Source organism: Xanthobacter sp. SG618 (assembly GCF_012932745.1).
GTDB classification, from domain to species: domain Bacteria; phylum Pseudomonadota; class Alphaproteobacteria; order Rhizobiales; family Xanthobacteraceae; genus Xanthobacter; species Xanthobacter flavus.
In genome coordinates, this window is sequence record NZ_JABBHL010000004.1 from 94399 (window position 1) to 118660 (window position 24262).

General features: G+C 69.0%; 26 protein-coding genes. 14 read left to right on the forward strand and 12 right to left on the reverse strand.

Going from position 1 to position 24262, the window contains the following annotated elements:
* The 3 genes from FHT36_RS12435 (at position 1) to FHT36_RS12445 (ending at position 3415) form a co-directional block, all read left to right on the forward strand.
* Complete coding sequence (locus FHT36_RS12435; RefSeq protein ID WP_246702201.1) at positions 1-597, forward strand: tetratricopeptide repeat protein; 597 nt, start codon at positions 1-3, stop codon at positions 595-597.
* Positions 598-646: 49 nt separating this feature from the next.
* A complete protein-coding gene (locus FHT36_RS12440) occupies positions 647-1075 on the forward strand; it encodes a YidB family protein (RefSeq protein ID WP_169122826.1) in 429 nt (142 codons plus the stop codon).
* Between the two features lie 168 nt (positions 1076-1243).
* Positions 1244-3415, forward strand: a complete 2172-nt coding sequence (locus FHT36_RS12445) for a transglycosylase domain-containing protein (RefSeq protein WP_246702219.1) — start codon at positions 1244-1246, stop codon at positions 3413-3415.
* Positions 3416-3434: 19 nt separating this feature from the next.
* On the opposite strand, the gene yidD is transcribed toward FHT36_RS12445, so the two are convergent.
* A complete protein-coding gene (gene yidD, locus FHT36_RS24720) occupies positions 3435-3851 on the reverse strand; it encodes a membrane protein insertion efficiency factor YidD (RefSeq protein WP_348644462.1) in 417 nt (138 codons plus the stop codon).
* A 117-nt stretch (positions 3852-3968) separates the two neighbouring features.
* Between yidD and FHT36_RS12455 the strand changes: the two genes are divergently transcribed.
* Entirely contained in the window at positions 3969-4568 is a 600-nt protein-coding gene (locus FHT36_RS12455) for an HD domain-containing protein (protein WP_169122827.1), read from the forward strand.
* Positions 4569-4578: 10 nt separating this feature from the next.
* Here the strand turns inward: FHT36_RS12455 and FHT36_RS12460 are convergent, their stop codons facing one another.
* A complete protein-coding gene (locus FHT36_RS12460) occupies positions 4579-5022 on the reverse strand; it encodes an iron-sulfur cluster assembly scaffold protein (RefSeq protein WP_029559032.1) in 444 nt (147 codons plus the stop codon).
* Between the two features lie 365 nt (positions 5023-5387).
* Here FHT36_RS12460 and folE point away from each other — a divergent pair, with 365 nt between their 5' ends.
* The 6 genes from folE (at position 5388) to FHT36_RS12490 (ending at position 10661) form a co-directional block, all read left to right on the forward strand.
* Entirely contained in the window at positions 5388-6113 is a 726-nt protein-coding gene (folE, locus tag FHT36_RS12465; RefSeq protein ID WP_169122828.1) for a GTP cyclohydrolase I FolE, read from the forward strand.
* A gap of 72 nt (positions 6114-6185) precedes the next feature.
* A complete protein-coding gene (hisI, locus tag FHT36_RS12470; RefSeq protein WP_169122829.1) occupies positions 6186-6683 on the forward strand; it encodes a phosphoribosyl-AMP cyclohydrolase in 498 nt (165 codons plus the stop codon).
* Positions 6684-7135: 452 nt separating this feature from the next.
* Positions 7136-8131, forward strand: coding sequence for a helix-turn-helix transcriptional regulator (locus tag FHT36_RS12475; protein WP_169122830.1), 996 nt, complete (start codon positions 7136-7138; stop codon positions 8129-8131).
* 127 nt (positions 8132-8258) lie between these two features.
* Positions 8259-9338: a patatin-like phospholipase family protein gene (locus FHT36_RS12480; RefSeq protein WP_169122831.1), complete on the forward strand. Its 1080-nt coding sequence runs from the start codon at positions 8259-8261 to the stop codon at positions 9336-9338.
* Positions 9339-9425: 87 nt separating this feature from the next.
* On the forward strand, positions 9426-10064 hold the full coding sequence (locus FHT36_RS12485) for a flavin reductase family protein (protein WP_169122832.1): 639 nt from the start codon (positions 9426-9428) through the stop codon (positions 10062-10064).
* Between the two features lie 57 nt (positions 10065-10121).
* The gene (locus FHT36_RS12490; RefSeq protein WP_169122833.1) at positions 10122-10661 is read left to right on the forward strand and encodes a cupin domain-containing protein; all 540 of its coding nucleotides are present in this window, start codon (positions 10122-10124) and stop codon (positions 10659-10661) included.
* 22 nt (positions 10662-10683) lie between these two features.
* On the opposite strand, the gene FHT36_RS12495 is transcribed toward FHT36_RS12490, so the two are convergent.
* The 3 genes from FHT36_RS12495 to FHT36_RS12505 all read right to left on the reverse strand — a co-directional run bounded on the left by FHT36_RS12495 (position 10684) and on the right by FHT36_RS12505 (position 14102).
* A complete protein-coding gene (locus tag FHT36_RS12495; RefSeq protein ID WP_169122834.1) occupies positions 10684-11781 on the reverse strand; it encodes an alginate O-acetyltransferase AlgX-related protein in 1098 nt (365 codons plus the stop codon).
* Positions 11782-11885: 104 nt separating this feature from the next.
* Positions 11886-13304, reverse strand: a complete 1419-nt coding sequence (locus FHT36_RS12500; RefSeq protein ID WP_169122835.1) for an MBOAT family protein — start codon at positions 13302-13304, stop codon at positions 11886-11888.
* Between the two features lie 21 nt (positions 13305-13325).
* Entirely contained in the window at positions 13326-14102 is a 777-nt protein-coding gene (locus FHT36_RS12505; RefSeq protein WP_169122836.1) for an NAD kinase, read from the reverse strand.
* Between the two features lie 165 nt (positions 14103-14267).
* On the opposite strand from FHT36_RS12505, the gene cutA reads away from it, so the two are divergent.
* Positions 14268-14588 carry a divalent-cation tolerance protein CutA gene (cutA, locus tag FHT36_RS12510; protein ID WP_169122837.1) on the forward strand — a complete coding sequence of 107 codons (321 nt, stop codon included), beginning with the start codon at positions 14268-14270 and terminating at the stop codon, positions 14586-14588.
* A gap of 19 nt (positions 14589-14607) precedes the next feature.
* On the opposite strand, the gene FHT36_RS12515 is transcribed toward cutA, so the two are convergent.
* From FHT36_RS12515 to FHT36_RS12525, 3 genes are all read right to left on the reverse strand, one after another.
* A complete protein-coding gene (locus FHT36_RS12515; RefSeq protein WP_169122838.1) occupies positions 14608-15639 on the reverse strand; it encodes an MBL fold metallo-hydrolase in 1032 nt (343 codons plus the stop codon).
* Positions 15640-15812: 173 nt separating this feature from the next.
* Positions 15813-16826: an amino acid ABC transporter substrate-binding protein gene (locus FHT36_RS12520; protein WP_169122839.1), complete on the reverse strand. Its 1014-nt coding sequence runs from the start codon at positions 16824-16826 to the stop codon at positions 15813-15815.
* Positions 16827-16864: 38 nt separating this feature from the next.
* Positions 16865-17497: a L,D-transpeptidase gene (locus FHT36_RS12525; RefSeq protein WP_169122840.1), complete on the reverse strand. Its 633-nt coding sequence runs from the start codon at positions 17495-17497 to the stop codon at positions 16865-16867.
* 458 nt (positions 17498-17955) lie between these two features.
* On the opposite strand from FHT36_RS12525, the gene thrS reads away from it, so the two are divergent.
* Positions 17956-19932 carry a threonine--tRNA ligase gene (thrS, locus tag FHT36_RS12530; protein WP_169122841.1) on the forward strand — a complete coding sequence of 659 codons (1977 nt, stop codon included), beginning with the start codon at positions 17956-17958 and terminating at the stop codon, positions 19930-19932.
* Positions 19933-19999: 67 nt separating this feature from the next.
* Here the strand turns inward: thrS and FHT36_RS12535 are convergent, their stop codons facing one another.
* Both FHT36_RS12535 and FHT36_RS12540 read right to left on the reverse strand, forming a co-directional pair.
* Positions 20000-20335, reverse strand: coding sequence for a cytochrome c (locus tag FHT36_RS12535; RefSeq protein ID WP_169122842.1), 336 nt, complete (start codon positions 20333-20335; stop codon positions 20000-20002).
* A 32-nt stretch (positions 20336-20367) separates the two neighbouring features.
* Entirely contained in the window at positions 20368-21312 is a 945-nt protein-coding gene (locus FHT36_RS12540; RefSeq protein ID WP_246702202.1) for a hypothetical protein, read from the reverse strand.
* A 317-nt stretch (positions 21313-21629) separates the two neighbouring features.
* Here FHT36_RS12540 and FHT36_RS12545 point away from each other — a divergent pair, with 317 nt between their 5' ends.
* Positions 21630-22205 carry a nitroreductase gene (locus FHT36_RS12545; RefSeq protein WP_169122844.1) on the forward strand — a complete coding sequence of 192 codons (576 nt, stop codon included), beginning with the start codon at positions 21630-21632 and terminating at the stop codon, positions 22203-22205.
* A 189-nt stretch (positions 22206-22394) separates the two neighbouring features.
* On the opposite strand, the gene FHT36_RS12550 is transcribed toward FHT36_RS12545, so the two are convergent.
* Positions 22395-23354 carry a site-specific tyrosine recombinase XerD gene (locus FHT36_RS12550; protein ID WP_169122845.1) on the reverse strand — a complete coding sequence of 320 codons (960 nt, stop codon included), beginning with the start codon at positions 23352-23354 and terminating at the stop codon, positions 22395-22397.
* Complete coding sequence (locus tag FHT36_RS12555) at positions 23351-23494, reverse strand: hypothetical protein (RefSeq protein WP_024278335.1); 144 nt, start codon at positions 23492-23494, stop codon at positions 23351-23353. The genes FHT36_RS12550 and FHT36_RS12555 overlap by 4 nt, the downstream gene beginning before the upstream one ends.
* Before the next feature lie 188 nt (positions 23495-23682).
* Between FHT36_RS12555 and fae the strand changes: the two genes are divergently transcribed.
* On the forward strand, positions 23683-24222 hold the full coding sequence (fae, locus tag FHT36_RS12560) for a formaldehyde-activating enzyme (protein ID WP_169122846.1): 540 nt from the start codon (positions 23683-23685) through the stop codon (positions 24220-24222).
* The last annotated feature ends 40 nt before the right edge of the window (positions 24223-24262 follow it).

Here is a 24262-nt window from a genome sequence, read left to right on the forward strand (position 1 = left end):
ATGCGCCCGGAAGAGACCCCGCCTTCATTCCTCAGCATCACCCGCCGCGCGGCCGGCGCGCTCGCGCTGATGCTGGCCCTGGTGTTCGCCCTCACCGGCCAGGCCCTCGCGGGCGGCAAGGACGGCACCCAGTCCCGCGCCTATGCGGCCTATGCCAAGGGCGACTATGTGACCGCCGCCGCTTTGCTTATCCCCCTCGCATGGCAGGGGGACGCGAAGGCGCAGGGCATGGTTGGCTATCTCTATGAGAACGGGAAAGGCGTGCCGCAGGATTTCGTGGTCGCCGCCCAATGGTATGGCTGCGCCGCCGAGCAGGGCGACCCCACCGCGCAATACCTCCTCGGCCTCGCCTACGACAAAGGGCGCGGCGTGCCCATCGACGTGGTGCTCTCGCAGAAATGGCTCATCCTCGCCGCCGCCCGCGCCGGCAAGCAGGAGCGCGACACATTCACCCGCATCCGCGATGCGGTCCGCACCAAGATGAGCCGGGCGCAGATCGCCGCCGCGCAGGAGCAAGCCATCCTGTGGATGCCGGCCCCGCCTTACGTGCCCGAGCCCCTTTGGCTGAACCGGCCGCGCTCGTTCACGCCCTTCTAACCTGAGCGGGTATTCAATTCGGGCCGTGATCCTAGATTGCGGAGGCGGCATGGCCCTGTTCGACCAGATGATCGGTGCCCTCGTTTCGAGTGTCACCAGCCAGATCCGGAAAACTGGCGCGGTGGGCGGGCTGCTCGACGGCCTCTTGAACAGCCCGGCGGTCGCTGCCCTGCCCGGCTGGATCGACCGGACCATGGCCGGCACCAGCTTCGGCGGCCTCGCGGGATTCGCGGATGCCCTGCGCGCCGGCGGCCTTTCGGACGCGCTGGACAGCTGGATCGCCGAGGGGCCGAACACCCCGGTGGAGGCCGAGGCCATTGTCGCGGCGCTGGGCGAAGAGCGCATCGCTGAGCTCGCCGCCGCCTTCAGCCTGCCCGCTGGGCCGTTGCCCGGCCTGATGGCGCGCTTCCTGCCGATGATCGTCGATCGCCTGAGCCCGGACGGCACGTTCGACCTGCCGGAGCGCTCCGCAGCCTGACGCAGGGGTGTGCGGCGGGAGGCTCGCGCCCGTCGCCGGGGGGCGCTATATAGGGCAGAGGTCCGGTCGCGGCGCGGGGGCGCCATCGGGCCATCGTTGAGAAAGACCAGAGCCCGCACCGTGACCGAGCGCAAGCGTCCTTCCCTTCTAGAGCGCCTGCGCGGGCTGATGCTCGATTTCGACGCGCTGCTGGACAGCTCGCTGTTCAGCCTCGGCGCCCGCACGCGCAATATCCTCTCCGCCTACGCCGCCTTCACCGAGCGGTTCAACGTCACGGGCGTGGGTCGCTGGGCGGTGGGCGCGGCCTCGGAAGGCTTCACGCTGGGCGTCGCCGGCGCCATGGTCATGCTGGCGCTCGCCATGCCGGCCTTCCGCGAGACCTCCGACGACTGGCTGAAGCGCACCGAGCTCGCCGTCACCTTCCTCGACCGCTACGGCAATTCCATCGGCGAACGCGGCGTCAAGCAGAACGACACCATCCCGCTGGAAGACATTCCGGACAACCTCATCAAGGCGACCCTCGCCACCGAGGACCGGCGCTTCTACGAGCATTGGGGCATCGACGTCGCAGGCACCGCCCGCGCCCTCGTCACCAATGCGCGGGCCGGCGGCGTGCGGCAGGGCGGCTCCTCGCTCTCCCAGCAGCTCGCCAAGAACCTGTTTTTGTCGAACGAGCGCACCATCGAGCGCAAGATCAAGGAAGCCTTCCTCGCCATCTGGCTGGAGGCGCGCCTCACCAAGAGCCAGATCCTCAAGCTCTATCTGGACCGCGCCTATCTCGGCGGCGGCGCCTATGGCGTCGATGCGGCAGCGCGCTATTATTTCGGAAAGTCGGTGAAGGAGGTGAACCTCGCCGAGGCAGCCATGCTCGCCGGCCTGTTCAAGGCGCCGTCCAAATACGCCCCGCACATCAACCTGCCGGCCGCCCGCGCCCGTGCCTCCACCGTGCTCGACAATCTGGTCGAGGCCGGCTTCATGACGGAAGGTCAGGTGTTCGGCGCGCGGCGCAACCCGGCGACGCCGGTGGACCGCCGCGACGACGAGGTGCCGGACTTCTATCTCGACTACGCCTTCGGCGAGGTGAAGAAGCTGGTGGAGCAGCTGCCGCCCTCCGTCATCGAGCGCAACTTCATCGTCCGCACCGGGCTCGACCCGAACATCCAGAAGGTGGCGGACGCGGCGCTGGAGTCCTCGCTCAACGAGTTCGGCCGCGACTACAAGGTCAAGCAGGGGTCCATCGTGGTGATGGAGCCCAACGGCACGCTGCGCGCGCTCGTGGGCGGCCGGGACTATGGCGAGAGCCAGTTCAACCGCGCCACCGACGCCCTGCGCCAGCCCGGCTCCTCGTTCAAGCCCTACGTCTACACGGTGGCGCTGATGAACGGCTACCGTCCGTCCACCATCGTGCAGGATGCCCCCATCTGCCTCGGCAACTGGTGCCCGCAGAATTACGGGCGCTCCTACATGGGCTCCATCACGCTCAAGACCGCGCTCCAGCACTCGCTGAACACGGTGGCGGTGCGCCTCGCCGAGCGCTTCGGCCGCAAGAAGATCGTGGACCTCGCCCACCAGATGGGCATCCGCACGCCGCTGCCCATCTCCGCGCCGCTGCCGCTGGGCGCCGCCGAGGTGACGCTGTTCGACGCGACCACCGCCTATTCGGTGTTCGCGAACGGCGGCAAGAGCGTCTACCCCCACGCCGTGGTGGAGATGCGCATCGGCAATGGCGATGTGATCTGGCGGTTCGACCGCGACGCGCCCAAGCCCGTCCAGATCATCCCGCAGCAGGCGCTCTACGACATCAACGACATGCTGAACAACGTGGTGGAGAACGGCACCGGCCGCCGCGCCCGCCTGCCCAACGCCAAGGTGGCAGGCAAGACCGGCACCACCAATGCCTATCGCGATGCCTGGTTCATGGGCTTCACCGGCAACTACGTCTGCGGCGTGTGGTTCGGCAATGACGACTATGCCGTGATGAACAAGATGACCGGTGGCACCCTGCCCGCCATGACGTGGCAGAAGGTGATGGCCTATGCCCACCAGGGCATCGAGATCAAGCCGATCCCCGGCGTCACCACGCCCATCCCGAAGCTCGACGAGCCGCCCGCCACCATGAACGTGCCCGGCCTCGCCGACAGCGAGCGACCGGTGACCCTTTCGCCCCGCTCGGCCGAGCGGCTGGCGGCGCTGGAGCGCATGTTCAAGGAAGCAGAGGTGAAGCTCACCGACGCCGGCCCCGCCGCTGCGCCCGCGCCGGCCGCCGCACAGGCCGCCCCTGCCCCGCCCGCACCGGCGGCGCCCGCGACGCCCATGCCCACGGCCGTGCGCCGGAACTGATGGCTTCGCGCGCGGGTCCTCAGCCCTCCGCGTCCGGTTCCTTCGGCGTGCGCCAGATACCGTAGCCCCACGGCTTGTACCAGCGCCCGCCCGAGGGCAGGCATTTCGGCACCGGGTCATATCCATGCCCGCCCCAGGGATTGCAGCGGCAGATGCGGGCGGTGGCCATCACCGCACCCGGCAGCGCGCCGTGCCGCATCACAGCCTCCTCCGCATATTCCGAGCAGGTGGGCAGATAGCGGCACTGCCGGCCCATGAAGGCGGAGAAGGTGTAGCGATAGACAAGGATGAGCCCGCGCAAGGCAAGGCGCGGCGCACGGGCCAGCTGCGCGCCGATCCGGCGCACCGGCCCTGCTGTCTCGTTCAGCCCGCCTTGATCCGCCGCCATATCCGCCTCGGTCCCTGCCTCGATGGCCTGCCGCCCCACATTCGCCACGCTCAAGGGGCGGAATGCGCCTATCCAGCCTTCATGTCGAAGTCGGGGCCGAGCTGGTCCCGGCGACCCGCGCGGCTCCTGCTTCCGGGGCTCTGCTGACGCGCGAGGTGATCGACGATGCCTGATGTTTTCCCGCCTGGTTCTTCCGTCCCGCCCTTGTCCGTGGTGATGCGCGCGCTCGCCTTCGCGACGCTGCGCCACACGGACCAGCGGCGGAAGGGCCGGCGGGCGCAGCCTTATGTGAACCACCTCGTGGAAGTCGCCCTGCTGGTGAGCGAGACGACTGCCGGCACTGATCCCAACCTCGTCGCCGCCGCGCTGCTGCACGACGTGGTGGAGGACCAGGGCGTCACGCCGGAGGAGATCGCCACCACCTTCGGGCCGGACATCGCCGGCCTCGTCATGGAGGTGACGGACGACAAGGCGCTGACCTCGGTCGAGCGCAAGCGGCTCCAGGTGGAGCACGCGCCCCACCTCAGCCCCCGTGGCAAACTGCTGAAGCTCGCCGACAAGACCTGCAACCTGCGCTCCCTCGCCGACGATCCGCCGGAGGACTGGTCGCAATCGCGCGCCCGCGCCTATGTGGAATGGTCGCGGGCGGTGGCGGCGGGCCTGCGCGGCATCAATCCGGCGCTGGAAGCGGCGTTCGATCAGGCGGCGGACGAGGCCATCGCCGCCATCGAGACGCGGCGGGCGGAGGAATGGGCGGCGGGCTGAGGCCGCAGGGCTATTCCGCCGCGGCCCGGGCCGCCTCGATCTGGCCGATGGCGTCCACCACCGCGTCGAAGGTGAGCATGGTGGAGGCATGGCGCGCCTTGTAGTCGCGCACCGGCTCCAGCACCTTGAAGTCCTCCCAGCGGCCGGCGGGCGGCGGGCCGTTCTCCCGCAGCATCTTCCACATGGTGTCGCGCACCTCGCGCAGCTCCTGAGCGCTGGCACCGATGATGTGGCTGGCCATGAGCGAGGAAGAGGCCTGGCCGAGGGCGCAGGCGCGCACCTCATGGGCGAAGTCGGCCACCGTGTCGCCGTCCATCACGAGATCGATGGTGACGGTGGAGCCGCACAGCCGGGAATGCGCCCGCGCGCTCGCCTGCGGCGCGGCGAGCCGGCCCAGCCGCGGGATATCGGCGGCGAGGGCGAGGATGCGGGCGTTGTAGACGTCATTGATCATGGGCGAACCAATCCGGCGGCGCGGACGGGGCCCATAGGCCTGCCGCGCGAGCATTCCGATCTTATATAGAGACGGGACGAACGGACGCAAAGGCGGCGCGCGCCGCCGCTTCGTGTGGTGTCATCGAACCGCTTTGCGGGACATTCGGGCACCCCCACCCTTGCGAAAACGGCCCTTCGGCCCCATCATGGAACTTGGGCCCGACTTTGAGCCTTCATTTTTGAAACGGACGGCAAAGCCGCCGCCGGCAGGTCCGGCGGGGCGCGGTTTGAGCGACACCGCGCAAGCGAGCCGACAACCGGTGACACTCCCGCCTTTCCCGGCAGCTTCGCGGCTCCGGGGCGGCGGGTCGAACGGAGTTGGTCATGGACGCGGTTGTTAAGTTGTTCAAGGCGCAGGCCGAGAACGAGGAGCGTGAGCGTCAGCTGAAGGCTAAGGCCGCGGCGGCGTTGCGCGCGCCTGCGCCGGACGGCGCCCCTGCGGCCCCCAAGGTTCACCCTCCCCTCGCCGATGGCAGCCCCCGCCCCACCCGGGCCCAGGCGGAAGCCGCGGTGAAGACGCTGCTCGCCTATATCGGCGAAGATCCCGCACGCGAGGGCCTGCTCGACACGCCGAAGCGCGTGGTGAAGGCCTATGACGAGCTGTTCTCCGGCTACGGCGAGGACGCCGACGCGCTGCTGGACCGCACCTTCGGCGAGATCGGCACCTTCGACGACTTCGTGCTGGTGCGCGACATCCCGTTCCATTCCCATTGCGAGCACCACATGGTGCCGTTCGTGGGCAAGGCGCATATCGCCTATTTCCCGGTGGAGCGGGTGGTCGGCCTCTCCAAGATCGCGCGGGTGGTGGACATCTTCGCCCGCCGCTTGCAGACGCAGGAGCACCTGACCTCGCAGATCACCAATGCCCTCGACGAAGGCCTGCGCCCGCGCGGCGTGGCGGTGATGATCGAGGCCGAGCACATGTGCATGTCCATGCGCGGCATCACCAAGCAGGGCGTTTCCACCCTCACCACCCAGTTCACCGGCGTCTTCCGGGATGATCCGGCCGAGCAGGTGCGCTTCATCACTTTGGTGCGCTCCAAAGGCTGACGCAGGACCGCCGCCGAAGGGCGTTCCTGCGGAGGCGGGAGCGCCCGACCCGCGAGCGAAAGAGTCCAGCGAATGAGCGCCGAAACCACCGCCTTCACCTTCCCCGCCGCCGGCAAGGGCGCGGCGCTGGAGGAGGACATCATCCTCTCCCCGCGCTTCGACGCCAACGGCCTCGTCACCTGCGTCGCCGTGGATGCCGGGAATGGCGAGGTGCTGATGCTTGCCCACATGAATGCGGAAGCCCTCGCCCTCACCATGGAGACCGGCGAGGCGCATTATTTCTCCCGCTCCCGTGGCAAGCTCTGGAAGAAGGGCGAGACCTCCGGCCACACCCAGAAGGTGCGGGAGATGCTGATCGACTGCGATCAGGATGCGGTCGTCATCAAGGTGGAGATGGGCGGCACGGGCGCCGCCTGCCACACCGGCCGCCGCTCCTGCTTCTACCGCTCGGTGCCGCTCGGCGCGGCGCCCTCGGCCGAGACCCGCCTCGCCTTCACCGGCGACACCCCGCGCTTCGACCCCGCCGCCGTCTACGGCAAGGGCCACGACGATCACGGGCACGATCACTGACGCCGAAAGCTACCGCCGGATCGCTGTCCGGCGCCGTGGCCACGCTCTCAATCGCATCGGAAACGCCGGCGCAGTGCCGCCCGCCGCCTGCGGGGGCTGGGCGGACGGGAGCACTGCACCGGCAGCGGAGGATTTCAGGCGGTCGCCCTGACGGACGCGCCTGAAACTGTGGCCCGCACGTTCTTATCCGTCATTCCCCGGCCTGTTTCTCGGCATTGCGCGCACCCGGCCCTGTGCATGGCGCGAATCGCCCTCGCCCCTTTTGAAAAAAGCGCACCGCCGACGCCTTCCGGGCAGTTAGTGACATTGACGCGGCAAAGCTTCCCCTGCGATCTTCGCCCCGCGACATCTCCTTCCCCTTCAGGAGGCGATCGCCGCGACCTCTCGACGACAGACAGGTGGACCCTAAGGGCCGCTGACGCCGTCCGGACCAGAAGCCAAGCCCCGATCCGATGCCCCAAGCCACTGCCCCGGCTGCCGCCCAAGCCAACGTCCTTGCGCCGGTGCGGTTCAACACCGCCGACGTGCCGGAGGCCGAGCGCATGGCCTTTGTGCGTGAATTCTACGGCCCCGTGCTGACCGGCCTCGACCTCGCACCGGCCCCCGACGACCCCTTCCGCATCTCGGTGAGCTTCCTGGAACTTCCCGGCGCCTGGGTGGCGCAGGGAACGGCCAGCGCAATGGTCTCGACGCGAACGACCGCGCTGCTCTCCGACGGCATCGATGACCTCACCATCTGCCGTGCCGAGCGCGCCTATCGCGTCACCACGCCGGACGGCCGCGAGATGAACGTGGGCGCTGGCGAAACCGGCGTGTGGAATCTGGGCCAGCGCTCGTCCTCCATCATCCAGCCCGACACCGTATTCCGCAGCGTGCAGGTCTCGCGGCCCCTGCTGCGCGCTCTGGTGCCGAATCTCGACGACCTCGACATGGTGCGGTTCGCGCCGGGCGATCCGGTGCTCGACCTGATGTTCGGCTATGCGGAGCTGGTCGAACGCCAGCACATCGGCTCGGAGGAAGCCGGCCGGCTGGTGGCCGGGCAGCTCGCGGAACTCGCCGCACTGGCGCTCAAGCGCGAGGCGCCCCGGCGCGAAATGTCGGGACGCAACAGCGTCAGGGCCGCACGCCTCGCCGCCGCCAAGGCCGCGATCCACGCAGCCCTGCACCGTCCGGATCTCTCCGCCGCCACCATCGGCGCCCAGCTCGGCATCAGCGCCCGCTATGTGCAAGTGCTGTTCGAGGAGGATGGCGAGACCTTTTCCTCCCATGTCACGCGCCTGCGCATGGAGTGGCTGCGCCGGATGCTCGACGATCCACGCCACGCTCACCGGCGCATCTCCGACCTCGCCTTCGAGGCCGGCTTCCGCGACCTCTCCACCTTCAATCGCCAGTTCCGCCGCCATTTCGGCGAGGCGCCCTCGGCCGCACGTCGCCGAGAGGTGCCATAGGGTGCCACGCTTCGGACACCAGACCTTAGTAAACGTGACCCCATTGTAGCGGTGCGCCGAAACGCTTCGGTGCCGGCGGAGGTTATGCTTCCACGGCGCCAGGCAGGCGGCGCGACGGGAGGCGTCGATGTTTCAGTCCCTCCACTGGCGATCCGGCCCCACCGCAGCGGCCGCCCCCAAAACTGCGGCCTCGCAGGCACCCGCTTCCGCGCCCCAGTCGGGCGAGGCCGGCCCGCCGGATCTCGGCACGCCGGCGCACGCGGCGCCGCGCACGTCCGTGCCCAACGGCCCGGCCATCGGCCTTGCGCTCGGCGGCGGCGCGGCGCGGGGCTTTGCCCATATCGGCGTGCTGAAGGCGCTGGACCGCGCCGGCATCCGCCCCACGGTGGTGGCGGGCACGTCCATCGGCGCGGTGGTGGGCGGCATCTGGGCCGCCGGCAAGCTCGACACGCTGGAAGAGTGGGCGCTCAGCCTCACCAAGCGCAACGTGCTGGGCCTGCTCGATTTCAACCTCGGCGCCGCCGGCCTCATCGGCGGCCGCCGGCTGGTGGAGCTGATGCGCCGGAACGTGGGCGGCCTCACCATCGAAGACCTGCCCATCGTCTTCGCCGCCATCGCCACGGAGCTGGGCACGGGCCACGAGATCTGGCTAACCCGCGGCGACTTCGTGGACGCGATCCGCGCCTCCTATGCCCTGCCCGGCATCTTCACTCCCGTGAAGGTCGGCGGGCGCTGGCTGATGGACGGCGCGCTGGTGAACCCGGTGCCGGTCTCCGCCGCCCGCGCCATGGGCGCGCGCATGGTGATCGCGGTGAACCTCAATGCCGACGTGTTCGGCCGCGGCACGGTCATTCAGGACCATGGCGGCGTGGTGGAGCGCGTCGCCGAGATGGCGGTGGCGGAGAAGAAGGACGGCCTCGCCGGCATCCTCAGCCCCGACCGGCTGCGACGGCAATTCTTCGCCGGTCCTTCCGGCGACGGTCCGCGCGGGCTGACCACGGTGATGATCGATGCCTTCAACATCACCCAGGACCGCATCGCCCGCTCGCGCCTCGCCGGCGATCCGCCGGACGTGATGCTTTCCCCCAAGCTCGGCCGCATCGGCCTGTTCGAATTCCAGCGGGCGAAGGAGGCCATCGCCGCCGGCATGGAGACGACGGAGCGGGCGCTGGAGGACATCACATCAACCATGGTGGCGCTGGGCTGAGGCCCCGCGCCATGCATGAGTATAGCTGCCGTCCGGCGGGCGGAGCGGCTATGGTCCGCCATCGTCCGGATCAGGATCTGCCCCGCAATGTTCTACGAGCCGTCCAAGCGCAATCATGGCCTGCCCTTCTCGCCGCTGAAGGCCATCGTCGCCCCCCGCCCCATCGGCTGGATTTCCTCGCTGACGCCGGAAGGCGTGGCGAACCTTGCGCCCTATTCCTTCTTCAACCTGATCTGCGAGGCGCCGCCGCTGGTGATGTTCTCCTCGGCCGGCCACAAGGACAGCGCCGCCAACATCGAGGCCACCGGCGAGTTCGTCTGCAATCTCGCCACCCTCGATCTGATCGATGCGGTGAACCTCACCTCCGCCCCCGCCCCGCGCGACGTGAGCGAGTTCGACCTCGTGGGCCTCGAGCGCGCGCCCTCGCGCCTCGTGAAGCCGCCCCGCGTCGCCGCCAGCCCCTGCGCCCTCGAATGCGTCTATGTGGAGACCTTCCGCCCCAGGGGGAAGGACGGCACGCTGCCCGACCAGCACATGATCATCGGCGAGATCGTCGGGGTCCATGTGGACGACGCCGCCATCGTGGACGGGCGGGTGGACATGCGGGTCATGAAGTCCCTCGCCCGCTGCGGCTATCTCGATTACTCCTTTGTCGATGAACTGACCGAGCGCGAGCGCCCGCCGGGCGGTGGCATGGACCTGAAGGCGCGGACGCCGAAGGCCTGAGCGTCGGCACCGCCATCTGTCCGCCTCCCCAGCGCTCCCTCATCCGGGATGATCGACATGCAGCGCGAGTCGCGAGACGCGGGTCACGGGAATGCGACGCCAAAGGCATGGTGCGCGGGCCTGTGCCTGTGCGCCATCGCCCTCCTTGCTAGCGATGCCTTTGCGGAAGATGCGGCCGCCGTCCATCAGGGGCATGGCGGCATCACCGCGGCCGAACTGCCGGGGACACCGACCCGCGCGCTGGATTCGAAGGAGATCTTCCGCCAGCCCGACGGCCAGGGCCGGGAAACCATCGTCTATCGCACCGTGCGGGCGCCCGGCACGCGGGCACCCATCCATTTTCACGATGACGGCGGGCTGACCTGCGTCATCGAAGGGGAAATGACGCTATACCTCGAAGGCGCCGCCCCCGCGAAGGCGTCGGCGGGACAGTGCTATTCCATGCCCTCGGGCAAGCCCATGTCGGGGGTGAACAGCGGGTCGGCCAACGCCGTGCTGCTCGACATCTTCACCGTCAAGGCCGGCGCACCGGCCTGGCGTGTGACGGAGGACGGGGTGGAGGGTATCCAGCAGCAGTTCGCTACGCCCGCACGGTGAGCGTCGCCTGCTTGCGTCGGGATCACTCCGCCGGCGTGCCCTTGCAGGGCATGGCGCGTTCGGTTGGCGCGTAGATGAGGATGTCGGGCTTGAACCGCTCGACGGCGCCCATCTCGAAGCGGCAATAGCGGTGGTGCATCCAGGCATAGGCCGACGCCTGCGACACGCCGAGGCCGCGCCAGGAGCCCTGCGAGAAGCTGTCGCCGATGACCATGATGCGCGGGCCGGCATGGCCCGTGTCGATGGCATAGGGCTGGAACGGATCGTTGTCCGGCACCGGCTTGAAGATGCCGGGGATGAGCTTCGGGTCCTTCGGCGCCACCATGGGCCCCTTGGGCGGGAACATCACGTCCGGCGGGTTCGGCACGGGCGCGCCCGTCGCCCTGAGCAGGTCGCCGGTGAGGCGCGGCTCGGGCGGGCCGAGGGCGTCCTCGGGCTTCACTTCCAGATCGGGGCGGCCGGCGGCGGCCATGGCGGCATTGAAGCCGAGGAGCTGGCCGCGCTGGTTCCAGTGGGTGTCGTAGCGCCAATGCACCGGCCCGGTCTTCTTCGCCTCGGCGAGGATGGGGCGCATGTCCACGAAGGTGATGCCGGCCGCCTTCATCTTCTCCGCAACGAGATCGTACTCGGTGGGCGAGACCTTCAGGCGCCGCGCATAGGCGGGCAGGTTCTCGAAATTGGTGGTGTGGCCGTTGGGCGGAATGAGCACGACGAAGCGCCCACCATGGGCCTTCATGTAGGCGTTCATGCGCTCGGCGAGCGCGACGATGCCGCTCACCGCCTCCGGCCGCACCAATTGGCCGAGCGACTGCTCCAGCGCGTGCTCGTCCTTCAGGAAGAGCGAGCCGTTCTCGCCCTTCAGGGCGAGGTCGCCCTGGGTGTCGCCGATGAAGCGCACATAGGAGCGGTGGGCCGTGAGCACCGCGCCGCGGAAGCCGAAGACGTTGTTGATGTAGGGATCGAGCCGGCGCGCCGCGTCCTCCCACCAGCGCGCCTCGGGGGCGGCAACGGTGCGAAGCGGCGCCGGCAGGTCCGGGGCGATGAGGCCGATGGTGGGCAAGGTGAGGATGGCGAAGAAGATCACCGCCCACCAGCGGCGAAAGGACATCAGAAGCGGCATCGCGTCCCTCCCTTTTCCATAGCGGTTTCGAGCGAAGTGGCGCCCGGTTCGCGTGAAGAAAACGCGTCAAAGCAAAAATCTAGGCCGTTTCCCACGGACACGGCCTAGAACCGGAAGTACAGGAAGGGCGAGTAGGTCGCCGCTCCCACCGAGAGCACGCAGAGCACGAACAGGCCCCACACCACCACGCTGTCCACCGCGCCGAACACGGCGAGCCGGACCTTCGGCGCCATGCTCCTGCCGCCCGGACGGGGCAGGCCGAACATGGCGAGCGGCCACGCCAGCACGAGGATGGCGAGCGTCACCGGCTTCAGCTCCACCTCCAGCTGGGCGGAAAGATAGCCGGCGCCGTTCATCCCCACGAGGCCCTGGAACAGCTCCAGCGCCTGGGGCAGGCTGTCGGCGCGGAACCACACCCAGCCGGTGAGCACCACCAAGAGCACGTAGAGGTGGGAGAGAACGCGCGGCGCCGCCTTCATCCACGCGCCGAAGCGGGTGCGCTCCAGCACCAGGAAGGTGCCGTGGTGGGCGCCCCAGATCACGAAGGTCCAGCTCGCCCCGTGCCACAGGCCGCAGAGCAGGAAGACGGTCCACAGGTTCGCCGCCGTGTGCCAGTGGCCATGCCGGTTGCCGCCGAGGGGGATGTAGAGATAGTCGCGGAACCAGCTCGACAGGCTCATGTGCCAGCGGCGCCAGAAATCCGAGATGGAGCGCGCGCCATAGGGCAGGTTGAAGTTGCGCGGGAACTTCAGCCCCATGGCGATGGCGAGGCCGATGGCCATGTTGGAATAGCCGCCGAAGTCGAAATAAATCTGCAGCGCATAGGCGGTGACGCCGAGCCATGCCTCGCCGAGATTGGGGGTGGCGGTGTGGTCGAACACCGCGCTGACCACGGGGGCCACCTCGTCGGCGATCAGCACTTTCCAGGAGAGGCCGATGACGAAGATGCGCAGGCCCGCCGAGACGCGGCCCAGCGTGGTGCGCCGCTGCCGGATGCGCCGGTGGATGGTGGAGTAGCGGACGATGGGTCCCGCCACCAGCTGCGGGAACATGGTGATGTAGACCGCGATCTCCTCGAACCGCCCGTTGGCCGAGGCTTTCCGGCGGTACACGTCCACGAGGTAGGAGATCGCGTGGAAGGTGAAGAAGGAGATGCCGAGCGGCAGCGCCGGATGCACCACCGGCAGCGCGAGGCCCGCCGGTGCCAGCAGCAGATTGAGGTTCTGCGCCAGGAAGCCGGAATATTTGAAGGCGATGAGCCCGGCAAGGTTCGCCGCCACCGCGAGGCCCAGCACGCGGAGCCGCCAGCGCTCGCTGCGGCCGTCGATGGCGAGGGCAAGGAAATAGTTGCCGACGATGGACACCGCCAGCACCGCCACGTTGGCGATCCCGCCCCAGGCGTAGAACACCAGCGAGAAGGCGAGCAACACCATGTTCTTCGCGCGCACGCCTGGGGTCGCGAAGTAGCACAGCAGGAATGCCGGCAGGAAATAGAACAGGAAGGTGACGGAGGAGAAGACCATGGCTCGCCGGCGCCCGGGGCGTCAGTAGACGAACTGCTCGCGCAGGATGCGTTCGTCGAGACCATGGTCGGGGTCGAACAGCATGTCCACGGAGGAGGTGGTATCGAGCCGGGCCGAGACGGCGATGATATCGCGCACCTCGAAATGGTCGGCCGCCGCGCTCACCGGGCGCTTGTCGGCCTCCATCACGGCGATGTCGATGCGCGCGCGGTCCGGCACCAGCGCGCCGCGCCAGCGGCGGGGGCGGAAGGGCGAGATGGGGGTGAGCGCCAGAAGCGCCGTGCCCAGCGGCAGGATCGGCCCGTGGGCGGAGAGGTTGTAGGCGGTGGAGCCGGCCGGGGTCGCGACGATGATGCCGTCGCAGATCAGCTCCTCCAGCCGCATCTTGCCGTCGATGGAGATGCGCAGCTTTGCCGCCTGGTAGGACTGGCGCAGCAGGGACACCTCGTTGAAGGCCGGGGCACGGTGGCGCATGCCGGTTGAGGTGACGGCCTCCATCATCAGGGGATGGATGGTGACCTGCTGGGCGGCGGTGAGGCGCTCGACCAGCCCTTCCTCGCGGAAGGTATTCATCAGGAAACCCACCGAGCCGCGGTGCATGCCGTAGATGGGCAGGGTGCGCTCGCGGAAGCGATGCAGGGTCTGCAGCATCAGGCCGTCGCCGCCGAGGGCGACCACCACGTCGGCGTCTTCCTCCGCCACTTCGCCATAGCGCGCGATGAGGCGCTCGCGCGCGGTCTCGGCCTCGGGCGTCTGGCTGGAAACGAAGGCGATGCGCTGGAAACGGGGTTCGCTCATCGGTGCGTCGGTCAGGAGGATCGTCCGGTCGGCGGGCCGGGAGCGGAAGGGGCCGGGAACGGTCTAGCCGTCCCGCCGCCGTCTGTCGAGGCGCCGGGAGGGATGGTAGGGTCGCGTTTGAGGCGCATCGGCCCGTTTGCCCCGCCTCGCGCCCCGGAGGAACCCATGCCCGCGCGCATCGTGTACGCCACCTTCCCCAGCGTCGCGGAGGCCGAGGAGATGGCCCGCACCCTGGTGGAGGCGCGCCTTGTCGCCTGCGCCAACATCCTGCCGGAGATGGTCTCCATCTACCGCTGGGAGGGGCAGATCGAACGCGGCACCGAGGCGGTGATGATGCTGAAAACCACATCGGAGCGCGCGGCCGAAGTGGTGGAGGCGGTGCGCGCCGCCCACCCCTACGACGTGCCCGCCATCGTGGTGCTGCCGCTCGAAGGCGGGCTGCCGGCCTATCTCGCCTGGATCGCCGGCGAGGTGGCGGCGGGCTGAGACGCCCGCCGCTCGGCCCTCAGAGCACCGGGCGCCAATAGACCGGCTGGTAGCGGTAGCCGTCGCCCTGCTTCTCCAGATAGGCCGCGCCGGGGAACGGGAAGTGATAGCCCGCCACCAGGATGCGGTCCGCCGCGAGCCGGTCGTAGGTCTTGCGCCGCACCGCCTCGGCCGCCGCCGCATCCATGTCGAACATGGCGTGCCAGCCGGGATTGGCCACGAACAGGGCCGGCAGATTGGTGATGTCGGACTGGATGAAGAGGGTGTCGAAGCCCGAATCCAGCTCGAAAGAGGTATGCCCCGGCGTATGGCCCGGCGTGCCGACCGCCTTCAGCCCCGGCGCAACCTCCTTGTCCCAGGCGTAGCGCTCCACCTTGCCCTCGAACGGCTTGAACACGCGGCGCATATTCTGGAAGCCGGCCTTGAGGCCATCAGGCGCGCGGCTCATCTGGCCGTCGTCCATCCAGAACGCCCATTCGCGCTCCGGCACCATCAGCTGCGCCTTGGGGAAGGCGGGCGTGCCATCGGCGGCAAGCAGGCCGTTGATATGGTCCTGATGGAAATGGGAGATGACCACCTGATCGATGGAGGCGGGGTCGATCGCCAGATCCTGCAGGGTGCCGCGCACGAGGCCCACGGGGCCGGCCTGCCCGCCATTTCCGGTATCGATCAGCACCTTCTTGCCGCCGATATCGAGCAGCAGGACGGTGAAGGAGATCGGCACCTGGTTTTCCGGCAGATAGGCCTTCTTCAGGGCCGCATTCACCGCGTCCTTCGGCTGGTTGCGCACGAAGGTGTCGGACAGCGGGATCGTGCGCATGCCGTCGGAGATGGCCGTCACCACCACGTCGCCGACCTTGTAGCGATAGGCGCTCGGTACCTGCACCGGGCCGGATGCCTTGGCAGCATCGGGATTGGGGGCGGGGGTGGATTGGGTGCCGGCGACGGGCTGGGCGGGCGTCTGGGCGGCGGCGCCACCCAGTCCACCGGCAATGGCACCGGCCATGCCGGCCGTACCGGCCAGAAGGGTCCGACGGGAAACCTCGGTCATCCAATTCTCCTCGGGGCATGAAGCGCCGGGGAGATTAGGACACGCTTTCAAGGCAGGTCGATGCCGGAACGGAAACGCCGCGCTCACATCCCTGCGAGCGCGGCGTTTCGAATGATCAGCTTGACCAACAGCTTAGCCGCAGAGATCAGCGCACCGCCGATCCGCGACCCCTATCAGCGCACCGGCGGCGCGTACTGGATGCCGCCCATGCTCCACAGCTGGTTGATGCCGCGCGGGATGCCGAGCTTGGAAGCGGCGCCCACGTTGCGCTCGAAGCTCTCGCCGTAATTGCCCACCGCCTTCACGATGCGCACGACGAAGTCCTTCGTCACACCCAGCTCCTCGCCGTAATTGCCCTCATTGCCCACGAGGCGCTTCACCTCGGGCTTCTGGGACTTGATCGCGGCGTCCAGCGTGTTGGTGGCGACGCCGAGCTCCTCGGCATTGATCATCGCGTACACCGTCCACTTCACCAGATTGAACCACTGGTCGTCGCCCTGGCGGACGACGGGGCCGAGGGGCTCCTTGGAGATGACGTCGGGCAGCACGATGTGGTCACCGGGCTTAGCCATGGTGAGGCGCAGGGCATAGAGCTGCGACACGTCGGTGGTGAGCGTGTCGCACTTGCCCTCGTCATACGCCTTCACCAGCTCGCCGGAGGTTGGCAGGGTGACCAGCTCCAGCGTCATGCCGTTGGCGGCGAAATAGTCCTTGGTGTTGCTCTCGGCGGTGGTGCCCGCCTGGACGCAGACCTTGGACTTGTCGAGCTCAAGGGCGGACGTGACCTTGCGCGCGTCACGCACCAGGAAGCCCTGGCCGTCATAATAGTTGATGGCGGTGAAGAGCAGGCCGAGCTTGGCCTCGCGCTCCAGCGTCCAGGTGGAGTTGCGCGAGAGCACGTCGATATCGCCCTTGGTGAGGGCGGGGAAGCGCTCGTCCGCGGTCAGCGGCACGTACTTCACCTTGTTCGCGTCGTCGAAGATGGCCGCCGCCAGCGCCTTGCAGACGTCGACGTCGAAGCCCGACCACTTGCCGGAGGCATCCTGCGCGGAGAATCCGGGGAGCCCCTTGGAGACGCCGCAGACCAGTTCGCCGCGGTCCTTCACGGTCTTGAGGGTCTGCGCAGTTGCCGCCGTCGCGCCGAGCGCAAGGGCCGCGCCGGCCATTAGGGCCAGGATCGTCTTCATGAAGTCCCCCAGTGAAAATGTGTCGGAAAGGGCCGCTCTCAGAGAGCGGCCTGCTGGCGAACCACGACCTTCGTGCCCACCGGGACACGGCTGTAGAGGTCGATGATCTCGCTGTTCACGAGGCGGAAGCAGCCCGACGACACGGCGTAGCCGATGGTCTGCGGCTGGTTGGTGCCGTGGATGCGGTAGACGGTGCCGCCGATATAGAGCGCGCGGGCGCCCATGGGATTGCCGGGGCCGCCGGCCATGAAGCGCGGCAGATAGGGCTGGCGCTGGATCATCTCGGACGGCGGGGTCCAGTCCGGCCACTCGGCCTTGCGCTCGATGGTCTTCAGGCCCGACCACTGGAAGCCGTCGCGACCCACGCCGATGCCGTAGCGCATGGCGCGGTTGTCGCCCTGCACGAGGTACAGGAAGCGCTCGTTGGTGTGGATCACGATGGTGCCGGGCTTTTCCGTGGTGCGGAAATACACCGGCTGGTGGCGGAACTGCGGATCGAGCTGGGCGATGTCATCGTCCGGGGCGGTGAGGCCCGGCTGTTCGTCGATGTCCATCACGGCGCCCGGGCCACCGCGCGGGCCCACCTGGGCGCTGGCGCCGGTGGCGAAGGCAAACACGCCCACCTGAAGCAGGGCGGCGAAGGTCAAGGTCTTGATCGTCACAGGCATCATGCCGGCCTCTTCTAGACGCATCCCGGGCTATGAACCCGGTCGAGCGGTGTCCTCGCCGATCGTGCGGCCACCAAAGGCGCCCGACCGGTTTCCCACCCCGCGTGACCCGCCCTGCCTTCCCAAAAAGGCCCTCCCTGGACCTTTCCGGAACGACGCCGGCATGGCGAACACTCACGACCCCGCATTCCGATTAGCCGAGGCCGCGCGCGAGGGAAAGGGGGGACGCGGCCGAAGCACTGAAGCATTTTGGTCCTGAAGGATTGCTGAACGGTATCCGGAGCGTGGATCGCGTGTTTTTCCCGCCCCGGGGCTGTCGCCGGCCTTGCCTGGGCGCCCCGTTCGCCCCCGGCGTCGGGCGCGCGCGCTTTACGCGGCGCCATGGCCTCGCCTAAAAGGGCGCGCTTAACGAAAAGGCCTACCTGCGAGGTGCGCAGGAGTGGGCCGCAAGGAGCCGAGACATGATTTCCCTGACCTTCCCCGACGGCGCCAAGCGCGATTATGCCGAGGGGACGTCCGGCGCGGATATCGCCGCCGCCATCTCCAAATCCCTCGCCAAGAAGGCCGTGGCCGTCACCCTCGACGGGGAGCTGGCCGACCTGTCCCAGCCCATCACCCGCGACGCGAAGCTCGAGATCGTCACCCGCGACGATCCCCGCGCGCTGGAGCTGATCCGGCACGACTGCTCGCATGTGATGGCGGAAGCGGTGCAGGAGCTGTGGCCGGGCACCCAGGTCACCATCGGCCCGGTGATCGAGAACGGCTTCTATTACGACTTCGCCCGCAACGCCCCCTTCACCTCGGAAGACCTGCCGGTCATCGAGGCGAAGATGCGCGAGATCATCGCCCGCGACCGCCCCTTCACCAGGGAAGTGTGGACGCGCGAGGAGGCCAAGCGCGTGTTCGCCGCCAAGGGCGAGAACTACAAGGTCGAGCTGGTCGACGCGATCCCGGAAGACCAGGACGTGAAGATCTACAAGCAGGGCGAGTGGTTCGACCTCTGCCGCGGCCCGCACATGCCCTCCACGGGCAAGATCGGCAACGCCTTCAAGCTGATGAAGGTGGCGGGCGCCTATTGGCGCGGTGATTCGAACAACCCGATGCTCACCCGCATCTACGGCACCGCCTGGCAGGACGAGAAGGAGCTGGGCGCCTATCTCCACCGGCTGGAGGAGGCCGAGAAGCGCGACCACCGCCGCCTCGGCCGGGAGATGGACCTGTTCCACTTCCAGGAGGAAGGCCCCGGCACGGTCTTCTGGCATCCCAAGGGCTGGACCCTGTTCCAGGAACTGGTCGCCTACATGCGCCGGCGGCTGAAGGCCGACTACAGCGAGGTCAACGCCCCGCAGGTGCTCGACCACTCCCTGTGGGAGACCTCCGGCCACTGGGGCTGGTACAAGGAGAACATGTTCAAGGTCCAGTCGGCCGGCGACGAGACCAAGGACGAGCGCGTGTTCGCGCTGAAGCCGATGAACTGCCCCGGCCATGTGCAGATCTTCAAGCACGGCCTGAAGAGCTATCGCGACCTGCCCATGCGCCTCGCCGAGTTCGGCGCGGTGCACCGCTACGAGCCCTCCGGCGCGCTGCACGGGCTGATGCGCGTGCGCGGATTCACCCAGGACGACGCCCACATCTTCTGCACCGAGGAGCAGATGGCGGCGGAGTGCCTGAAGATCAACGATCTCATCCTCTCCACCTACGCCGATTTCGGCTTCGAGGAGATCGTGGTGAAGCTCTCCACCCGGCCGGAGAAGCGCGTCGGCTCGGATGCCGTGTGGGATCACGCCGAGGAGGTGATGACCCGCGTGCTGGCCGAGATCGAGGCCCAGTCGGGCGGGCGCATCAAGACCGGCATCCTGCCGGGCGAAGGCGCCTTCTACGGTCCCAAGTTCGAATACACGCTGAAGGATGCCATCGGCCGTGAATGGCAGTGTGGCACCACGCAGGTGGACTTCAACCTGCCGGAGCGGTTCGGCGCCTTCTATGTGGATGCGGACGGCCAGAAGAAGACGCCGGTGATGATCCACCGCGCCATCTGCGGCTCCATGGAGCGCTTCACCGGCATCCTCATCGAGCACTTCGCCGGGCACTTCCCGCTGTGGCTCGCGCCGACCCAAGTGGTGGTGGCCACCATCACCTCGGATGCGGATGATTACGCCGCCGAGGTGGTGCGCGAGCTGAAGGCGGCCGGCCTTCGCGCGGAACTCGACCTGCGCAACGAGAAGATCAACCTCAAGGTGCGCGAGCACTCGCTGGCCAAGGTGCCGGTGCTGCTGGTGGCGGGCAAGAAGGAGGCGGCCGAACGCACCCTCTCCATCCGCCGCCTCGGCTCCAACGCCCAGACCTCGGGGTCTCTGGACGAGGTGGTGGCGGCGCTGGTGGACGAGGCCGTGCCGCCGGACCTCAAGCGCAAGGTGCTGGCCGCCAAGGCGGCGTGAGCTTTCGTCGCGTGAGGCTCAATGATCTGACGGACGGGGCGCTTCGGCGCCCCGTTCCTTTTGCCGCCTACTTCTTCAGCGTCGCGAAATAGGCGGCGAGGTCCGCCGCCTCGGCGCGGGTGAGGGAGACCTGGGGCATCTGGGGGTGCGGCTTCAGCAGGCGGAAGGCCAGCCAGGGGCCGGAAAGGTCGCCGTCGCGCGCGGCGATGCTGGCGAAGGTGGGGGCGTCGCTGGCGGCGCTCTGGGGCGCGGTCCCGACCACATGGCAGCTGGCGCACCAGCGCTGGGCGATCGCCTGCCCGGCCGCGGCGTCGGCGGCGCTGGCGGGTGCGGCGGCAAGAAACGGCGTGGCGAGGCCGAGGAGCGCGACGACGCCGGTCGCACGCAGGAAAAGACGCACCATGGGGACCCTCCGGACGAGGCGGCGGACGGGCGTCACTTCGCCAGAACCTCCACCTCCTGGTTCTTGCCGGCCTCGACCTTGATGTCGCGGCTGAAATTCTTGCCGTCCTTGCGGGCGATGACGGAATAGTCGCCTTCCGAGAGCACGAGGGTCGGGAAGGCGCCGATGGATTCCTTGATGGTGTCGCCGCCGGGGGTGATGACCGTCCACTGGGTGTCGGCCTGCGCCTCGCCGTGGGCCACCTTCACCAGCTTCAGGCTGATCTGCGCCGCCCGGTGATGGACCGTCGCATCGGTGAGCTTGCCGGGCTGGACGATCACGTCCGCGCGCACCACGGCGTTGGCGTCGCCATAGGTGGAAACCACGTGATAGGTGCCCTCCGGCAGCAGCACCACGTCGCCCGCGGCGGCGCCGCGATAATAAGGCTGGCTGGAGGTGCGGCCCTGCAGGAAGGAGCCCTCGAAGATGTCGAAGGTGAGCTTCTGGGCGGGGATGGGCTTGTCGTCCACGTCGGCGGCGAGGCGCAGGGCGCCGGCCGGCACCTCGAACGCCTGCCGGCGCGAGACCGGCCCCATCTGCACCCGCTGCGCCGCGGTGGCGAAGCCGTAGGTGACGTGGACGATGTAGCCGCCCGGATTGAGGAAGAAGACGGGCGCCGGCTCCGAACTCTCCGCCACCAGCGGGAAGGCACCGGTGGAGGCCTCCGGCTGGTCGGCGAAGACGCGCCAGACGAGGCCGCGTGGGATGGAGCCGCCTTCCGCACCGAAGCGCGCATAGACGCCGAGCGCCGCCTTGCCGGGAGGTGCCGGCGGCAGCACGGAATGCGGCTCGCGGCCGGGTTGGCCGGCCTGCGCCGAGGGACCGGGCTGGCCGGGGGGCGGAGGCAGGCCCGGCGGCAGCCCGGTGGGCCGCGCGGCGGGCGGGGTGCCGAACGGGCCGGGCGGTGGGGGCGTGGTGGGCGGGCCGAGAAACTGCATGGATTGCGCGGCGGCGGGCCCTGCTCCCGCAACGAGACCCAGGGGCGCCAGCGCGGCCCAGATCCCCAATGCAGCCACCCGCATCGCGCGCCCGACCGCCCACATCCGCGACGCCGGGGCGGACGGCCGGGGGTCGCGGAACCGGGGGAAAGCACGAGCGAAGCGGATCATGCCCCTGACGTGCACAAAATTCGGGGCGGATTCAAGTCACCCGCCGCGTCAGCCTGCGGCCGGTTGCCGCCGCGCCCGCGCGGTTCCTTACCGGGCGGCCGCTCTGTAGATTGCCCCGGACCCTTTCATCGGATGCCATTGCCCCCATGACCGATACAAGCCCCGAGACCATCGCCCTGCTCGCCACCCGCCGCTCGTCGCGCGTGCTCGATCTCACCGCCCCCGGCCCGTCGCCGGAGGAGCTGGACACCATCCTCACCATCGCCGCCCGCGTGCCGGACCATGGCAAGCTCGCCCCCTGGCGCTTCATCGTGCTGGAGGGGGACGGCCGCGACCGGGCCGGCGCGCTGCTGGCGGAGGCGCTGGCGCAGTCCGATCCGGGCGTCGGGGAGAAGCGGCTGGAGGATGAGCGCGCCCGTTTCCTGCGCGCCCCCCTCGTGGTGGCGGTGGTCTCGCGGGCGGCACCGCACGTGAAGATCCCGGAATACGAGCAGTTGCTGTCGGCCGCCGCCGCCTGCCAGAACATCCTCGTCGCCTGCGCGGCGCTGGGCTACGGCGCCACCTGGCTCACCGAATGGACGACCTACGACGCCAATGCCCGCGCGGCGCTGGGCCTCGACGAGTTCGAGCGCTTCGTCGGCTTCATCTATATCGGAACCGCCACCCAGAAGCTGGAAGACCGCCCCCGCCCGCCCCTCGCGGCTGTGGTGACGCGGTTCTGAGCGCACGCGGGCGCATGAAGCGCCAGCGGAATGCGGGCCGGGGTCCAGCGCGAGACGCCGCGGCAGGCGCTTCCTGATCCCCGCTCATGGGTATTGCCCACTGCGCGGGAGTTTTGCGCTGGGCCCCGGATCAGCGCTCCGGCTGCGCCGTCGCTTGTCCGGGGAACCGGGGCTCAGTCCCCTGCCGCCTCACTCGTCCGAAAGCGGGTGAAGGTCGCGCACCATGCTCTTGAGGCGTTCGTCCAGAACATGGGTATAGATCTGGGTGGTGGAGACATCGGCATGGCCGAGCAGGGTCTGCACCACCCGAAGGTCCGCGCCGTGGGCCAGAAGATGGCTGGCGAAGGCGTGGCGCAGGACGTGAGGGGAGAGCTTGGCGGGATCGAGCCCAGCAGCGAGCGCCAGCTCTTTCAGATCCCGCGCCGCCTGCTGGCGGGTCACGTAGCCGCTCTCGCCCGAGGACGGGAACAGCCAGCGCGACGCCTCCAGCCCCGCCGCCTTGCGCGCATCGAGATAGGCCGCCATGGCCGCCCGCGCGGGATCGGAGAGCGGCACGAGCCGTTCCTTGCGGCCCTTGCCGGTGACGAGAATGGCATCGCCCCGCGCCCGCGCGGCGGCGGCCGGCAGCGAAACGAGTTCGGAAATGCGCAGGCCGCTGGCATAGAGCAGCTCGACCACGGCAGCGGTGCGCCGGCGCTTCAGCATCTCCGCGCGCACTTTGCCGGCGGCCTCGCCCTCCCCCGCCGGGACCTCGGCCGCGCGGGCGTGGGCGGTTTCGATCAGGGTGGAGACCTCCTCCACCGTGAGCACCTTGGGCAAAGGCCGCCCGCGCCTCGGGCCTTCCAGCACGGCGGCGGGATCATCCCCCCGGTGCCCCTCGGCATAGAGAAAGCGGAAGAACTGGCGCACGGCGGAGAGGCGCCGCGCCACGGTGGTGGCCTTGAAGCCCCGGGTGGAGAGATCGGCGAGCCAGTCGCGGATGGCCTGCGTATCGGCCGCGGCGATGGCGCGGGGGGCGAGGAAGTCCGCGAGGTCGGTCAGGTCGCGCCGGTAGGCGTCCAGCGTATTGGCGCCCGCGCCGCGCTCCACCGCCTGCATGTCGAGGAACAGCGCGACCGGACCTTGGGCCGTCGCGCCGGGCGTCGTCATTTGCCGATCTTTTCGGGGGCGACGGTGAAGGAGAGTTCCCGCTCCTGCGGCTCGACCCGCGTGGCGAGCGCCCACAAGGCGGCATAGCCGAGGCCGCCGAGCACGGCCAGCACCACCAGAATGCGGAAGAGCGTGGGCATCGCCGGCTCCTTCAGGTGCGGGCGCGAATCGCCCGCGGGCACCCCTCTCGCGCCAGAGGTGCCACGGCCCGCGCCGCCATTCAACCCGAGGCGCCGCACCAGTGCCCTTTGGCACCAGCGACGCAGGGTCGCCTTGGACGGGCGGGGTGGCGGGTGCTTTGCTGCCGCCTCCCAACGAGGAGGAAATGATGAGCGACATCTGGTTCAAGGCGGGCGAGGCGACGGTGCTGGCGGCGGACGGGCAGGTGACGGACGCCATGCCGGAAGTGCTGATCGGCTCGGTGCGCGGCCCGGTGGGTCAGGCCTTCGCCTCCATGATGGGGCAGGTGCAGGGCCACACCCGCATGTTCGTGGTGCGCGACCTCAACCAGATGGTGCGCCCGGCGACGATGATGACCACCAAGGCCACCATCCACACCGCCGAATATGTGGAACTGCTCGGCGGCGTCGTGCAGGCGGCCATGGGCGACGCCATCGTCGATTGCGTCAGCGAGGGCATCATCCCCAAGGATCAGGTGGACGAGCTGGCCATGATCATCATGGTGTGGCTGGACCCGCGCTGCCCCGAGGACCCCAACCTCGACAAGGCCGACCTCTACCGCACCAATTACGAGGCGACCAAGCTCGCCATCTCCCGCGCGCTGAAGAGCGAGCCGTCCATCGACGAGCTGATCGCCAACCGCAAGAGCGTCAAGCACTACGCGCTCGAGGGCGTCATCGAGTACTGAGCCCGGTCACGGTGACGCGCGAGGTCGCCGTTCGCTGAAG